This window comes from Photobacterium sp. 1_MG-2023 (assembly GCF_030547945.1).
Taxonomy (GTDB): Bacteria; Pseudomonadota; Gammaproteobacteria; order Enterobacterales; family Vibrionaceae; genus Photobacterium.
Genome location: NZ_JAUORR010000009.1, coordinates 78,744 through 94,264 on the forward strand (window position 1 = coordinate 78,744; position 15,521 = coordinate 94,264).

A 15,521-nucleotide genomic window follows, 5' to 3' on the forward strand; every position below is an offset into this window, starting at 1 on the left:
TAGTATACACTAACCTATTTCATCAGACTGGCCAATATCATAGAAAATTGCAAATAAAATCAGTGAAAATTTCCGGGCGGAAAAAATTTTTTTTCCTTGATTTTTCCTGATTTTCAGCTCCATTTTCAGCTGTAGCATGATTGATTAAAAAAGGGGCGTCCGTTACGATTTTGTTGTTCAAGTAACTGGATTAATGCGGCGGGTTCTGCAAGGATAATGTCGGCCTGCCAAAGGTGCGGTGTGTGTTCCATGCCAATGTATCCCCAGCCTGCGACAGCACCCGGCATTCCGGCTGATCGTGCTGCAATCATATCTTTTTCGATATCTCCGACATACAGGCAGTGTTGTGGGGCAACCTTTAGCAGTTCGCAGGCATGCCAGAGTGGATCGGGGTGCGGTTTGGCTTTGGCGAGCGTATCGCCGCAGACAATGACTTCCGCTTCATTCAGTTCCGGAAAAAATGGAAGGAGTTGCTGGGTCAGAAAACCAGGTTTGTTTGTCATTATCCCCCAAGGGATCGAATTCTCTTTCAGGTAGCGTAAAAGTGAATCGATACCGTGATAAGTGGCTGTTTCTAAACAAATATTATTCAAGTAATATTCAAGAAATTGCAGGCGGAGTGCTTGGGGGTCCAAGTGGTCGGGAATGGTGCCAAATCCAGCGGCCAGCAACCCATTCGCGCCGTAGCTGGTATTGGCCTGAATCTGTGCGGGAGTCAGAGGGGGAATCTGATGATCAGCCAGTACCCGGTTTGCTGCACGTGCCATATCCGGTGCGGTATCAAGCAGCGTACCATCCAAGTCGAATAAGACAGCGTTGAGTTGATGTTTCAGCATGAGCAATATCCTTTGCACAAATCACCGCGGAAGTCGCGTCAATTTCAATAAGCATATCAGGAAAAATGCGGGCTGTTGTGGCTGTGATGAGAAAGCCAGACAGGGAAGTCTGTCTGGCTGAGAGAGGGCTTACTCTGGCATGACGGTGTGCAGAATGTAATTCACATCGACATTCCGACCGAGTGTGTAAGTGTCCGTCAGTGGGTTGTAGTGAAGGCCTGTGATATGGCGGTCCTGCAAATCAGTGAGATCGACCATCGCCATAAGCTCTGATGGACGAATAAACTTTTTGTGATCGTGTGTGCCTTTTGGCACCAGCTTCATGACTTGTTCGGCACCGACAATGGCGAACAGATACGATTTCATATTGCGGTTGAGTGTCGAGAAGAACACATGGCCGCCGGGCTTCACCAGTTTGGCGCAGGAGGCAATCACAGAAGCCGGATCGGGTACGTGCTCCAGCATTTCCATACAGGTCACGACATCATAGGTCTGCGGATGTTGTTCAGCGTGAGTTTCGACGGTTTCCTGAATGTAATCCAGTTTGGTCCCTGTCTCCAGTGCATGTAAGCGGGCGACGGTTAGGGGTTCTTTGCCCATATCCAAACCGGTGACCTGCGCACCTTCCTGCGCCATACTCTCGGCCAGAATCCCACCGCCACAGCCGACATCAAGCACTTTTTTGCCAAACAGGCCACCGGCATGGTCGATCACATAGTTCAGACGGAGCGGGTTGATCTGATGCAGCGGTTTGAACTCCCCGTCCAGATCCCACCAACGTGATGCCATTTCTTCAAATTTACTGATTTCTGCCGGATCGACATTGAACTGCTTGGTCATTATTACTTGCCATTTCCATTGATATCGAAGGGGCATTATAGCGAAAGCAGCCTGAGTTGAAATCTAATCCTTGATCTCTGACAGAAATTCGAAAGTCTGGCTGGGGAAGGCTGCTGTCACCGGAATGAATTTGCGTGAAAACACCGCAGATATTGTTCGGGAAATCACCGCCAGACAACAGGTTATGGGGTGGAATTGTGTTCAATTCGCAAAATTACTCACAAGAAAGGCACTGAAAGGCGTGCCTATTAAATGGGAAATATGCTATATTCCCGCACCTTGCACGTATAAAAATACGACAGAAATTACCTGAGGGATAGTGGCTCCATGAGCGATCTTGCAAAAGAGATCACGCCGGTAAACATTGAAGAGGAGCTGAAAGGCTCATATCTCGACTACGCGATGTCCGTCATCGTGGGTCGTGCTCTTCCTGATGTGCGTGATGGCCTGAAGCCGGTGCATCGCCGCGTACTATTCGCGATGAATGTACTGGGCAATGACTGGAATAAACCATACAAAAAATCTGCCCGTGTAGTGGGCGACGTGATCGGTAAATATCACCCTCATGGTGATAGTGCGGTATACGACACCATTGTGCGTATGGCGCAGCCTTTCTCCCTTCGTTATATGCTGGTCGACGGCCAGGGTAACTTTGGTTCGATTGACGGCGACTCCGCGGCGGCAATGCGTTATACCGAAGTTCGGATGTCTAAGATTGCCCACGAGCTGCTGGCCGATCTGGATAAAGAAACAGTCGACTATGTTGACAACTACGACGGTACCGAACGTATTCCTGCGGTGCTGCCAACCAAGATTCCAAACCTGCTGGTGAACGGCGCGTCTGGTATTGCGGTGGGGATGGCAACCAATATTCCGCCTCATAACCTGGGCGAAGTGATTGACGGCTGTCTGGCATATATGGACAACGATCAAATCACCATTGATCAATTGCTGGATTATATTCCGGGCCCGGATTTCCCGACGGCAGCACTGATCAGTGGCCGTAAAGGGATTGTGGACGCTTATAAAACGGGTCGTGGTAAAGTTTACATGCGCTCGAAAGCGGACATCGAAACCGACAAGAATGGTAAAGAAACCATTGTCGTGACTGAGATTCCTTACCAGGTCAACAAAGCGCGTTTGATCGAAAAGATTGCTGAGCTGGTAAAAGAGAAGAAAGTTGAAGGCATCAGTGCCCTGCGTGATGAGTCTGACAAAGACGGCATGCGCATTGTTATTGAATGCCGCCGTGACGCTGTGGGCGAAGTTGTTCTGAACAACCTGTATGCGCAAACGCAACTGCAAACCACTTTCGGGATTAACATGGTCGCGCTGGACAAAAATGGTCAGCCGAAACTGTTTAACCTGAAAGAGATGCTGGAAAGCTTCATCAACCACCGTCGTGAAGTGGTCACCCGCCGGACTATCTATGAATTGCGTAAAGCCCGTGAGCGTGCGCATATTCTGGAAGGTCTGGCGATTGCTCTGGCAAATATTGACGAGATCATTGACCTGATCCGTCAGGCTGCAACGCCTCAGATTGCCCGTGAAGGTCTGCTGGCTCGTCCATGGGCACTGGGGAACGTTGCCGCAATGCTGGAACGTGCCGGTGTGGATGCAGCGCGTCCGGAATGGCTGGGTGAAGAGCTGGGTGTGCGAGATGGTCAGTATTACCTGACGGAACAGCAGGCTCAGGCCATCCTGGATCTGCGTTTGCACAAACTGACAGGTCTGGAACACGAGAAGATTCTGGACGAGTACAAAGGTCTGCTGGCGCAGATTGAAGAACTGATGCTGATCCTGAGCAGTGCTGAGCGTCTGATGGAAGTCATTCGCGAAGAACTGGAACTGGTGAAAGAGCAGTTCAATGATGCGCGCCGGACTGAAATTACTGCAGCAAGTCATGATATCGATCTGGAAGATCTGATCAGCCAGGAAGATGTTGTGGTGACGCTGTCGCATCACGGTTACGTGAAATATCAGCTGCTGACTGAGTACGAAGCTCAGCGTCGTGGCGGTAAAGGCCGTGCAGCAACCCGGATGAAGGATGAAGACTTCATTGAGCGTCTGCTGGTCGCTAATACTCACGATACGATTCTGTGCTTCTCAAGCCGCGGCCGGATGTACTGGCTGAAAGTGTACCAGTTGCCGCAAGCCAGCCGTACTGCGCGTGGTAAGCCAATCGTCAACATTCTGCCACTGGAAGAGAATGAGCGGATTACCGCGATTCTGCCTGTGAAAGAATACGAAGCAGATAAGTTCATCTTCATGGCAACGGCTGACGGTACGGTGAAGAAAACGCCGCTGACTGATTTCAGTCGTCCGCGCAGCGCCGGTATTATTGCCGTGAATCTGCGTGAAGGTGATTCGCTGATTGGTGTGGACATCACAGACAACGATAACGACATCATGCTGTTCTCTGCAGCAGGTAAAGTGGTTCGCTTCTCTGAAGGACAGGTCCGTGGTATGGGCCGTACTGCTGCGGGTGTCCGCGGGATCAAGCTGGCAGAAGATGACAAAGTCGTCTCTCTGATCGTACCGCACAATGAGGGCGATGTTCTGACCGTCACCGAAAACGGTTACGGGAAGCGCACCAGCCTGGAAGAGTACCCGGCGAAGAGCCGTGCGACTCAGGGTGTTGTGTCGATCAAGGTTTCTGAACGAAATGGCGCTGTGGTCGGTGCTGTTCAGGTGCAGGACGGTGATGAGTTCATGATGATCACCAATGCGGGTACCCTGGTTCGGACCCGGGTTGCTGAAGTCAGCCGTGTTGGCCGAAACACTCAGGGTGTGACCTTGATTCGAACGGCTGAAGATGAGCAGGTTGTTGGCCTTCAGCGCATCGAAGAGCCTGAAGAGGAAGATTTACTTCTGGAAGGTGAAGTTGCCGCCGAAGTGTCAGACACGACTGAAACCGGTGAAACGCCACCGGCTGCGGAAAACGACACAGAAGAAAGCAGCGAAGATTAATCTTTGCAAACATCCTTGAAACGCAGCCTGAGAGCTGCGTTTTTTTTACATTTTTTTAGCAAAATCCGGCGTTTCGCAGCCTGATGCAGCGACTGTCATATTTTTTAGGGTTTACCTGACGAAAAAGGTTTTCAGCTGATAGCGAAAGGTGTAAAAAAACAGGACGAAGGTCGTTGGGTTGACTGTGCTAGTCTTCCAACAATGTCATTTTTGCAAAGCAGGAGCATGTTTCTCATCATGGATAAAGTCTATAACTTTTGTGCTGGCCCGGCGATGATGCCGACAGAAGTGCTGGAAAAGGTACAACAGGAACTGGTGAACTGGAATGGTCTGGGTACTTCAGTGATGGAGATCAGCCATCGAAGCCAAGACTTTATTGCAGTAGCGGAACAATCTGAACGTGATCTGCGTGATCTGCTTGGGATCCCAGATAATTATCATGTGCTGTTTTGCCATGGCGGTGCACGGGCACAATTTGCGGCCATACCGATGAATTTACTGGGCGATGCTGCCACAGCGGATTACATTGATGGCGGCTACTGGGCGCACAGCGCAATCGAAGAAGCTCAGAAATATTGCCAGCCGAATGTGGTGTCTGTGACATGCGAGCGTGACGGTAAAAAAGCAGTCCTGCCTGCCAGAGAGTGGTCACTGTCCGAGGATGCAGCCTATGTACATTTCTGCCCGAATGAAACCATTGATGGCATTGAGATTCGTGATCTGCCACAAACAGACAAACCAATCATCGCCGACATGTCTTCGACGATTCTGTCCCGCACCATCGATGTGTCGCAGTATGGTCTGATTTATGCTGGTGCTCAGAAGAACATTGGTCCGGCCGGTTTGACGCTTGTGATTGTGCGTGACGATCTGCTTGGTCGGGCGCAACAGCTAGTGCCAAGTATTTTGGATTATCAGGTGCTGGCAGAGAAAGAATCAATGTTCAACACCCCGCCGACTTTTGCCTGGTATTTATCCGGTGAAGTCTTCAAATGGCTCAAGGGGATTGGCGGTGTGGAAGCGATGCAGGCGCGTAACGAAGCGAAAGCGAAAGTGCTGTATGACTTTATTGACCAGTCAGACTTCTATCGCAATGACGTTCATCCGGACAACCGTTCCCTGATGAATGTGCCATTTCAACTGAAGAACGCAGAACTGGATAAAGCATTCCTGCAGCAGGCTGATGCTGCGGGTTTGAAAGCGCTGGCAGGCCATCGTGCGGTCGGCGGTATGCGTGCCTCCATTTATAATGCGATGCCAATTGAAGGTGTACAGGCGCTGGTTGATTTTATGACCACATTCGAGCGTGAAAACGCCTGAGTTGATTCACTGTAACCCTGTCAAAAGCCGTCGAATCGACGGCTTTTTTCTTCCCGGGCGCTTTACACCAATCGCAGTAAATCATGGGTCATCTTAGCTTGTTCAAATGCTCGATCACTGCGTTAGATTTTTTGATTGTAGAGTCAGGACTTATCCAAAAAATCCGCCTTGTTCTCAAACATTTTTCCTGCGCTATTTCTGATCACTGACTTACTTTGATTGGTATTAGCTGAACACCAGTGAGGTGGTAAACGTCTGCCCGTCATCATGGACTGTGTACATCCAATGCATCCGCTCACAGATCCGCTCAACAATCACCAGGCCGCAGCCATACCCGGCATTGTCGGTATCATGACCATCATGATGATTCGCGATCATTAAATGGTTCGCGTTCAGACTGATTTGAATGGCATCGATACTGTAGCTGAATGCGTTCTTGATCAGGTTATTGATGATAATGCTCACAAAGCTCTCCGGAGCCTTGATTGTTCCGGGATGTGATAACGTCAGATGATAGCTGGTGTCCTGACGGGCAAAAAGTGGCGACAGTTCTTCCAGTTGGTGCTCAAGAATATCTGCGAGAGGGCATGCGGCGTAAAAGCTGCGATCGATGTGTTCCCGGCCCAACAGCAGGAAGGTTTCTGTCAGCAGTGTCATTTCCTGGCTGGCCTGTTGCAACCGACCGATGGCTTTGACAGCGATGCGCGGTTGATCAGGCACTTTTTGCAGAATATCGGCGGAGCCTTTGATCACCATAATCGGCGTCCGCAGCTCATGGGAGGCGAAGCGGCTGAAATCCTGCTCACGCTGAAAATATCGCGCAATATTCAATTTACTGTCACGCAGGCTTTGCTCAATTGCACGGGTTTCCTGAAACGCGGTGTCAACTTCAAATAAGGGCTGATCCGGGGGCATACGGCTGATTTTTTGCTGAATCCTTGCCAAAGGCTGCGATAAGGTCCGGACCAGATACACCCCATATAGAATCATGGCCAGCGTCATAGCGGCTCCCAGAATCAGGGTGATGTGATGCAGATTGGCCTCATAGTCATCCAGATAATCATCGGCATCATCCTGAAAGACGATATAGAACAGACCTTGTCCGGACGGGTGGTGGATCACAGTGAAGTGCTTGTCTTCTATACCGAGTAAATGCTCGTAAAATCCGGGTTCCGTATAGGACGTCAGCCAGTCGGGCAGATTCGCCTCACTCCAGTAACTGGAAAACTCAGTCGGATTGGGTAGTGGCGTTGCGATCCCCAGCTGAGGATAGTCGCTGGCATATCGATTGGCTTCTGTATCCAGCCAGTGATGCAGGCTGATGATTTCCAGCTGATTTTCGGCAATATAAATCACCGACCAGAACAGCCCGAACATAGCCAGCGTGAGGAGTACAAAACTCAGCCTGAGTTTTCGATAAATACTGGGGAAGGTCTGCTTAACCTTTGAGTCGGTAGCCTTTACCATGAATCGTCTCTAATCTGCTGGTGTCGAAATCTTTGTCGAGTGCGCTCCGTAAGCCATAAACATGACTGCGTAAGGCATCACTGGGTGGAACATCGTCGCCCCAGACGGTCTCAATGACTTCTTGCCGGCTGACAATCGCAGGCGCGTGACGCATGAGTAACTGCAAGATTTTGAACTGAATCCGGCTCAGTTTGATGGGTTGTCCGGCACGGGTCACTTCTTCAGTCTGGGGATTTAACGTGATGTCTGCATAATTCAGCGTCCCGAGGTCTTGTCTGGGTCCGCGACTGGCGAGCGCGCGAAGCCTCAGCGTCAATTCTTCCATTGCAAAAGGCTTGAGCAGGTAGTCGTCCCCGCCAGCGTTGAACGCAGCGACTTTACTGTCGAGACCATCTTTCGCTGTTAAAAAAAGGATTGGCGTATTGCAAAACAGTTCCTGCCGTAGCTTATACACCGTTGTAATGCCATCGGTTCTTGGCATCATAATGTCCATGATAATGACGTCATAATGGTTTTCAGCGACGAGTGCCAGCGCAGCTTCACCATGAAAAGCAAAGTCGGATTCCATTCCTTCCAACTCAAGATAATCCGCAATCGTTTCTGAAATTTTAGGGTTATCTTCAACTATCAGAACTTGCATTGTGCCCCCGTTGAGACTTCTTCACGAACGCTTCACATTGTATTGCATACCTTATGCGGTATTCACAACGAATGCGAACAGAAGGTTTCGAAACAATGAAAAAAATCATGACGATGGCCGTGCTGGCAGGACTTTTGAGCGCTTGTGGCAGCGATGGGAATGACGCTGCAGACACGTCACAGGCATATACAGGCACTGTCGTGGGTCTGGTGGAGCGTGTTCAGGCAGACAGGCAGACCATCCATATTCAGGGACGTGCGCTGGATGCTGCCACAGCGCAAGTCAGTTACCAAGACCAGCCATTGCAACTGACGGATGTGGTCGCTGGCATGCTGGTTGAGATTGACAGTGAGAAGGGCCGCGTGAGCGAGATAGAACTCGAGCCGATGCTGAGTGGGGAAGTCGCCACAGTTGATGCCACGTCGCTGTCTGTAAACGGCCAGACCTTTCCGTTGAATGAAGTGACAACCACGGCGCAGGTTCGGGACTTTGTGCTTATTTTTGGTCAACCGCAGGCAGATGGCAATCTTCGTCTGACCGCCATTCAACCGGTTGAGACGAACGCCATCAGTGAAGTTGAAGGTCGCATCAGTCAGTTGGACACAGCCACCAAAACACTGGTGATCAACAGCACAACGGTAGACTTCAGTGGGGCTGTTCTGGACGATGAACCTTTGCAACAAGGGAACTGGGTGGAAGTTACAGGAGCTTTTATCAATGGTGTTTTTCAGGCGTCAGAGGTTGATGTTGAAGATGAGACTGATTTTGACGGCAAATCGCTTGAAGGCGTGATTACTTTCATCAATCAGGAAAAAACAACGCTGGAATTGAACAGTCGCACACTCATCACACTCACCCCGAATACCCGTTACGAAGATGGGACTCAGGCTGATCTGACGACAGGCCGTACTGTTGACGTTGATGTCTTCAGCCAGAACGCACAGTTGTTTGCTGAGGAAGTTGAGTTTGAATCCGCTGCCGAAGCGGTTCAGGCGAAGCCGTTCAGCATTGAAGGCCAGGCCCGGTATGTGGATGAAACACTGTCGATCAATGGCATTGTGCTGACGCTGAGCCAGAATGTACGTCTGGAGGATGGCCTCACGCAGACTACTCTGGATGGACAATGGGTCGAACTTGAAGGCAGTAAAGTCGAGGGCCTGTTTCTGGTTCGGGAAATCGAGCCTGAAATTCAGGAATCAGAAGTCAGTCTGGAAGGTTTGGTCACGGATAATCATATCTGGGGATATCGTGCAGCAGATGCTTCCCTGAGCGTTTACGAAGGTCAGTGGGTTGACGTGGAATGCCGGCTGGATGGCTTACTTCTGAGCCAATGTCATCTGGACGATTAAGCCAGAACAATTCGGGTAAAACACCTCATTTGCAGTTGAACATCCCCCGTCAGACATCGCCTGACGAGGGATGATGCGTTTTCGGTCAACAGACTCTAGTATCAGTATGAATTATTCGTTACTCTGCAAAAACGCAAAGACAACAGGACAGAAAAACATCGAATGGAGAGTTTAACCTTACAGCCAATTCAGCGTATTGACGGCGAAGTAAATCTGCCGGGATCGAAAAGTGTTTCCAACCGTGCTTTATTGCTGGCCGCACTGGCGAAAGGCACAACACGTCTGACAAACTTGCTCCACAGTGACGATATTCGCCACATGCTGAATGCACTGACGCAACTGGGTGTTCATTACCAGCTTTCTGAAGATAAAACGGTTTGTGAAGTTCAGGGGCTTGGCCAGGCTTTTCGCACCACACAGGTGCTTGAACTGTTTTTAGGAAATGCCGGTACAGCCATGCGTCCTTTGGCTGCAGCTTTGTGTCTGGGTGAAGGTGAGTATGTACTGACCGGTGAGCCACGGATGAAAGAGCGTCCGATTGGTCATCTGGTGGATGCACTGCAAAGTGCCGGAGCTGAAATCAGTTACCTGGAAAATCCAGGCTTTCCACCTTTATCGATCAAAGGCACAGGCCTGAAAGGTGGCAAGGTCGAGATTGACGGCTCTATCTCCAGCCAGTTTCTGACTGCGTTTCTGATGAGTGCACCACTGGCCGCAGAGGATACAGTGATTCAGATTAAAGGTGAGCTGGTTTCGAAGCCGTACATTGATATCACACTGCACATCATGGCACAGTTTGGTGTTCAGGTGGAAAACGATCAGTATCAGCGCTTTATTGTGAAAGGTGGGCAGCAATATCAGTCACCGGGTGATTTTCTGGTGGAAGGCGACGCATCCTCTGCATCTTACTTCCTTGCCGCGGCTGCGATCAAAGGCGGTGAAGTGAAAGTCACCGGCATTGGCAAATCCAGTATTCAGGGCGATACCCAGTTTGCTGAAGCGCTGGCTGCTATGGGTGCCGAGATTGAATGGGGCGACGATTACGTGATTGCCCGTCGTGGTGTCCTGCGTGGTGTGGATATGGATTTTAACCATATTCCGGATGCAGCCATGACGATTGCAACAACGGCGCTGTTTGCGGAAGGCACGACAGCCATTCGCAACGTGTACAACTGGCGTGTGAAAGAAACCGACCGCCTGTCTGCGATGGCAACAGAATTACGAAAAGTTGGTGCAACGGTTGAAGAAGGGGAGGATTACATTGTGATTACCCCTCCGGCGCAGCTGATTCATGCCGCGATTGACACATATGACGACCACCGGATGGCGATGTGTTTCTCGCTGGTTGCTCTGAGTGAAGAAACACCTGTGACAATTAATGATCCGAAATGTACTTCGAAAACTTTCCCGGATTATTTTGAAAAGCTGGCTTCGCTGAGCCATTCATCCCGGACCTCTGTGTGATATATCTGTCACCCGGCTGAATGTCGGGTGAATTTTTTCCCCCTCTTGAAGTGCCTCTGAGTCAAATTTGCCGTATAATACGGCCCGCGTTGAATCAGCAACCTTGCTGAAGGTTAAACAATTTCGGAGAATTCTATGTCTACAAACGCACCAGTGATCACTGTTGATGGGCCAAGTGGAGCCGGGAAAGGAACACTTTGCATGCTGTTGGCAGAAAAACTGGGCTGGAATTTACTGGATTCTGGTGCCATCTACCGCGTGTTGGCACTGGCAGCAATTCATCATGGTGTAGAACAGGATTCTGAAGAAGCATTGGTTCCGCTGGCCGCTCATCTGGATGTGCAGTTTCTTGCTGAAGGTGATCTGGTCAAAGTGATTCTCGAGGGAGAGGACGTGTCTTCGACCCTGCGTACCGAAGAAGTGGGCAATGCTGCCTCCAAGGTTGCAGCATTGCCGCGCGTTCGTGAAGCCTTGCTCCGTCGTCAGCGCGCCTTTAATGGTGAACCGGGTCTGGTTGCCGATGGCCGTGATATGGGCACCGTGGTTTTCCCGAATGCAGAAGTGAAAATCTTTCTGGACGCCAGCGCTGAGGAGCGTGCGAAACGTCGCATGAACCAGTTGCAACAAAAAGGCTTAAGTGTTAACTTTGATAGTCTTTTAAGCGAAATTCAGGAGCGTGATGATCGCGACCGCAACCGAGCTGTTGCGCCATTACGTCCCGCAGCAGATGCATTAGTGCTAGACTCTACGCATCTGTCGATTGAGCAGGTCACCGAACAGGCCCTGGCTCATATTGAAGAGAAATTATCGGCAGAGAAATCTGCGTGATGGTATGTCGGTGTCAAGGAACGATAACTGACTTTTTTATCAACCCCATGCGGTAGGATACCCATGGTTGTTTATCTACTGAAGATTATTTAAATGACTGAATCTTTTGCTCAACTCTTTGAAGAGTCTCTGAAAGAAATCGAAACACGCCCTGGTGCGATCGTTAAAGGTACTGTAGTTTCAATCGAGAACGGTTTCGTTCTGGTTGACGCTGGCCTGAAATCTGAATCCGCTATTCCTGCTGAGCAGTTCAAAAACGCTGCTGGCGAGCTGGAAATCGAAGTTGGCGGTGAAGTTGACGTAGCTCTGGACGCGATCGAAGACGGTTTCGGTGAAACTCAACTTTCTCGTGAGAAAGCGAAACGTCACGAAGCTTGGATCCAGCTGGAAAAAGCTTACGAAGATGCTGAAACCGTTATGGGTATCATCAACGGTAAAGTGAAAGGTGGTTTCACTGTTGAGCTGAACGGTATTCGCGCGTTCCTGCCAGGTTCTCTGGTTGACGTTCGTCCAGTACGTGACACTGCTCACCTGGAAGGCAAAGAGCTAGAGTTCAAAGTTATCAAGCTGGACCAGAAGCGCAACAACGTTGTTGTTTCTCGTCGTGCTGTGATCGAATCTGAAAACAGCGTTGAGCGTGATGAGCTGCTGGCTTCTCTGCAAGAAGGCATGGAAGTGAAAGGTATCGTTAAGAACCTGACTGACTACGGTGCATTCGTAGATCTGGGCGGTGTTGACGGCCTGCTGCACATCACTGACATGGCTTGGAAGCGCGTGAAGCATCCATCAGAAATCGTTAATGTTGGTGACGAAATCAACGTTAAAGTTCTGAAGTTCGACCGTGAGCGTACTCGCGTATCTCTGGGTCTGAAGCAACTGGGTGAAGATCCATGGGTTGCTATCGCTAAGCGTTACCCAGAAGGCACTAAGCTGTCTGGCCGCGTAACGAACCTGACTGACTACGGCTGCTTCGTTGAAATCGAAGAAGGCGTTGAAGGTCTGGTACACGTGTCTGAAATGGACTGGACCAACAAGAACATCCACCCATCTAAAGTGGTTAACGTGGGTGACGAAGTTGAAGTGATGGTTCTGGACATCGACGAAGAGCGTCGTCGCATCAGCCTGGGTCTGAAGCAATGTAAAGCTAACCCTTGGCAGCAGTTCGCTGAAGCACAAGCGAAAGGCGACCGTGTCACTGGTAAGATCAAGTCTATCACTGACTTCGGTATCTTCATCGGTCTGGACGGCGGCATCGACGGTCTGGTTCACCTGTCTGACATTTCTTGGAATGTTGCAGGCGAAGACGCAGTTCGTGACTTCAAGAAAGGCGACGAAATCTCTGCAGTTGTTCTGGCTGTTGACGCTGAGCGTGAGCGCATCTCTCTGGGTATCAAGCAGATCGAAGAAGATCCGTTCAACAGCTTTGTAGCTCTGAACAAGAAAGGTTCTCTGGTAAACGGTAAAGTTGTTACCGTTGACGCGAAAGGTGCAACCATTGAACTGGCTGAAGGCGTAGAAGGTTACCTGCGTGCTTCTGAAGCTTCTCGTGACCGCGTAGAAGACGCAACGCTGATCCTGTCTGAAGGTGACGCAGTTGAAGCGAAGTTCACCGGTGTTGACCGTAAGAACCGCGTGATCAACCTGTCTGTACGTGCGAAAGACGAAGACGAAGAGCAAGAAGCAATGGCTAGCCTGAACCAGCAGGAAGAATCTGCATTCGGTAATGCTATGGCTGACGCTTTCAAAGCAGCGAAAGGCGAATAATTTGCCCCAAGGGGGAAGTATTTTCCCCCTTAACGGTTATACTACTGAGAAACATACTAAAAAACGGGGTGATTATGACAAAGTCTGAATTGATCGAAAGGCTGTGCAGCCAACAAACTCATCTTTCTGCGAAACAAGTAGAAGATGCGATCAAGGAAATCCTTGAGCATATGGCCACAACCCTGGCTGAAGGGGACCGCATTGAGATCCGTGGCTTTGGTAGTTTCTCTCTGCATTACCGTGCGCCACGCGTTGGTCGTAATCCGAAAACCGGCGATAAAGTGGAATTGGACGGCAAGTACGTTCCTCACTTTAAACCGGGCAAAGAATTACGTGATCGTGTGAATTCACTGAATGCAGGTTAATCGTTAGTTGCACAAGAAAACGGCATGCTCTGAGTATGCCGTTTTTTTATGCCTGTTGATCATGGTCTGATGAGTCGTTTTACTGCATAATCTATTCATCAAGTTTTTGATCTAGTGAGAGGATTCACGATGAAAATAGTAGGCATTCTTATCTTGATAGTGTGTTTTTTGATCACACTGGCATTAGGTGCTCAGAATCAGGTAATGGTTGACTTCGATTTTCTGATTGCGAAGGGACAATTTCAGCTTTCAACGCTTTTAGGGGTGACCTTCGGGACAGGTTTTGCCATTGGGTGGCTGATTTGTGGTTCGATGTACCTGAAAGCGCGTCTTTCGAAAAAAAGCTTAACGAAACGCATCGCCAAGCAGGAAAAAGAATTAGAGCAACTGCGTTCTGCAGAGACAGCCAAGGAATAATTATTTCATGCTAGAGCTGTTGTTTCTGTTGCTGCCAATTGCCGCTGCTTACGGCTGGTATATGGGGAACAGAAGCGCGAGTAATAAGCGGCAGGAAAAATCGCACCATATGTCACGCCAATATGTGACTGGTCTGAACCTGCTGCTGTCCGATCAGTCTGATAAAGCTGTTGATCTGTTTATTGAGTTATTACAGGTCGATAGTGAAACGATAGATACACACCTTGCCCTGGGGAATTTGTTCCGAAGCCGGGGCGAAGTTGATCGCGCAATTCGCATTCACCAAAACTTAATTGCCCGACCGAACCTGACCATTGACCAGCGGAATCTGGCTTTACAGCAGCTTGCAAAAGACTACATGGTTGCCGGTTTCTTCGATCGGGCAGAAAAAATTTTTGAGCAGTTGCTGGATGAGCCGGATCACCGTGAAGGCGCTCTTCAGCAATTGTTAACGATTTATCAGCAGACACGCGAGTGGGACCGCGCCATCGACATGGCAACGCAACTGGTCAAAATGGGTAAACATAAGCTACGTCATGATATCGCTCATTTCTGGTGTGAGCAGGCCATGCTGGAATTAAGTTCGCAGAACCCGGAGAAGGCCAAACAGTTCCTGAAAAAAGCACTGTCAGCCGATAAGCACTGTGTTCGGGCTTCAATTAGCATGGCGAGAGTGCTGATGGCAGAAAAAAATTATAAATCTGCTGCACAACAGTTGGAGCGGGTGGCAGAGCAGGATGTGGATTACATCAGTGAAACCTTGCCCATGTTACTGGAGTGCTATGAAGCAACGCAGAATGAAGCGGGTTGGGTGAAATATCTCCGTCATTGTGTCGACAGTCATGCCGGGGCAACCGCCGAACTGATGCTGGCAGATGAAATCGCCCGTCATGAGGGCGCTGTGATGGCACAAACCTTTATGACCCGTCAGTTGGTCAAGAATCCAACCATGAAAGGCTTTTATCAACTGATGGATTATCATCTGGATGAAGCTGAAGAGGGCCGGGCGAAAGAAAGCTTGTCGACCTTGCGTGGTTTGGTTGGGGAGCAACTGAAGATGAAGCCTCATTACCGCTGCGGTAAATGTGGCTTTGAAAGCCACTCTTTATATTGGCAATGCCCATCCTGTAAAGGCTGGGGGGCTGTAAAACCCATTCGCGGACTGGATGGGGAATAAAATGAATTGTTGTAACATTCTCAAAGGGCTGATCACCGCTGGTGCTGGCCCTTTCTTTTGAGTGTAATCTGAGTAAGTGAAGTC

The 15,521-nt window shown here is 49.7% G+C and carries 13 protein-coding genes; 9 read left to right on the forward strand and 4 right to left on the reverse strand.

Annotation, left to right across the window (positions count from 1 at the left end; translation table 11 throughout):
• Nucleotides 1–125 precede the first annotated feature (125 nt).
• Both Q4579_RS10145 and ubiG read right to left on the reverse strand, forming a co-directional pair.
• Nucleotides 126–833 carry an HAD family hydrolase gene (locus Q4579_RS10145; protein ID WP_303563849.1) on the reverse strand — a complete coding sequence of 236 codons (708 nt, stop codon included), beginning with the start codon at nt 831–833 and terminating at the stop codon, nt 126–128.
• A 132-nt stretch (nt 834–965) separates the two neighbouring features.
• Nucleotides 966–1,676, reverse strand: a complete 711-nt coding sequence (gene ubiG, locus Q4579_RS10150) for a bifunctional 2-polyprenyl-6-hydroxyphenol methylase/3-demethylubiquinol 3-O-methyltransferase UbiG (RefSeq protein ID WP_303563724.1) — start codon at nt 1,674–1,676, stop codon at nt 966–968.
• Between the two features lie 327 nt (nt 1,677–2,003).
• Here ubiG and gyrA point away from each other — a divergent pair, with 327 nt between their 5' ends.
• A complete protein-coding gene (gyrA, locus tag Q4579_RS10155) occupies nt 2,004–4,646 on the forward strand; it encodes a DNA topoisomerase (ATP-hydrolyzing) subunit A (protein ID WP_303563726.1) in 2,643 nt (880 codons plus the stop codon).
• Between the two features lie 237 nt (nt 4,647–4,883).
• The gene (gene serC / locus Q4579_RS10160; RefSeq protein ID WP_303563727.1) at nt 4,884–5,966 is read left to right on the forward strand and encodes a 3-phosphoserine/phosphohydroxythreonine transaminase; all 1,083 of its coding nucleotides are present in this window, start codon (nt 4,884–4,886) and stop codon (nt 5,964–5,966) included.
• A 225-nt stretch (nt 5,967–6,191) separates the two neighbouring features.
• On the opposite strand, the gene Q4579_RS10165 is transcribed toward serC, so the two are convergent.
• The gene (locus tag Q4579_RS10165) at nt 6,192–7,433 is read right to left on the reverse strand and encodes a HAMP domain-containing sensor histidine kinase (RefSeq protein WP_303563729.1); all 1,242 of its coding nucleotides are present in this window, start codon (nt 7,431–7,433) and stop codon (nt 6,192–6,194) included.
• Entirely contained in the window at nt 7,405–8,073 is a 669-nt protein-coding gene (locus Q4579_RS10170; protein WP_303563731.1) for a response regulator transcription factor, read from the reverse strand. Before Q4579_RS10170 ends, Q4579_RS10165 begins: the two co-directional genes overlap by 29 nt.
• 95 nt (nt 8,074–8,168) lie before the next feature.
• On the opposite strand from Q4579_RS10170, the gene Q4579_RS10175 reads away from it, so the two are divergent.
• The 7 genes from Q4579_RS10175 to lapB all read left to right on the forward strand — a co-directional run bounded on the left by Q4579_RS10175 (nt 8,169) and on the right by lapB (nt 15,437).
• Nucleotides 8,169–9,422, forward strand: coding sequence for a DUF5666 domain-containing protein (locus Q4579_RS10175; RefSeq protein ID WP_303563733.1), 1,254 nt, complete (start codon nt 8,169–8,171; stop codon nt 9,420–9,422).
• A gap of 162 nt (nt 9,423–9,584) precedes the next feature.
• Nucleotides 9,585–10,886: a 3-phosphoshikimate 1-carboxyvinyltransferase gene (gene aroA / locus Q4579_RS10180; RefSeq protein WP_303563734.1), complete on the forward strand. Its 1,302-nt coding sequence runs from the start codon at nt 9,585–9,587 to the stop codon at nt 10,884–10,886.
• 135 nt (nt 10,887–11,021) lie between these two features.
• Nucleotides 11,022–11,714 carry a (d)CMP kinase gene (gene cmk / locus Q4579_RS10185; RefSeq protein WP_303563737.1) on the forward strand — a complete coding sequence of 231 codons (693 nt, stop codon included), beginning with the start codon at nt 11,022–11,024 and terminating at the stop codon, nt 11,712–11,714.
• 93 nt (nt 11,715–11,807) lie between these two features.
• Nucleotides 11,808–13,478 (forward strand): 30S ribosomal protein S1, encoded by a 1,671-nt coding sequence (gene rpsA, locus Q4579_RS10190; RefSeq protein WP_303563738.1) that lies wholly within the window; start codon nt 11,808–11,810, stop codon nt 13,476–13,478.
• Nucleotides 13,479–13,552: 74 nt separating this feature from the next.
• Nucleotides 13,553–13,843, forward strand: a complete 291-nt coding sequence (gene ihfB / locus Q4579_RS10195) for an integration host factor subunit beta (RefSeq protein ID WP_211645577.1) — start codon at nt 13,553–13,555, stop codon at nt 13,841–13,843.
• 129 nt (nt 13,844–13,972) lie between these two features.
• Nucleotides 13,973–14,260: a LapA family protein gene (locus Q4579_RS10200; protein ID WP_303563742.1), complete on the forward strand. Its 288-nt coding sequence runs from the start codon at nt 13,973–13,975 to the stop codon at nt 14,258–14,260.
• 7 nt (nt 14,261–14,267) lie between these two features.
• Nucleotides 14,268–15,437 carry a lipopolysaccharide assembly protein LapB gene (lapB, locus tag Q4579_RS10205; RefSeq protein WP_303563744.1) on the forward strand — a complete coding sequence of 390 codons (1,170 nt, stop codon included), beginning with the start codon at nt 14,268–14,270 and terminating at the stop codon, nt 15,435–15,437.
• The last annotated feature ends 84 nt before the right edge of the window (nt 15,438–15,521 follow it).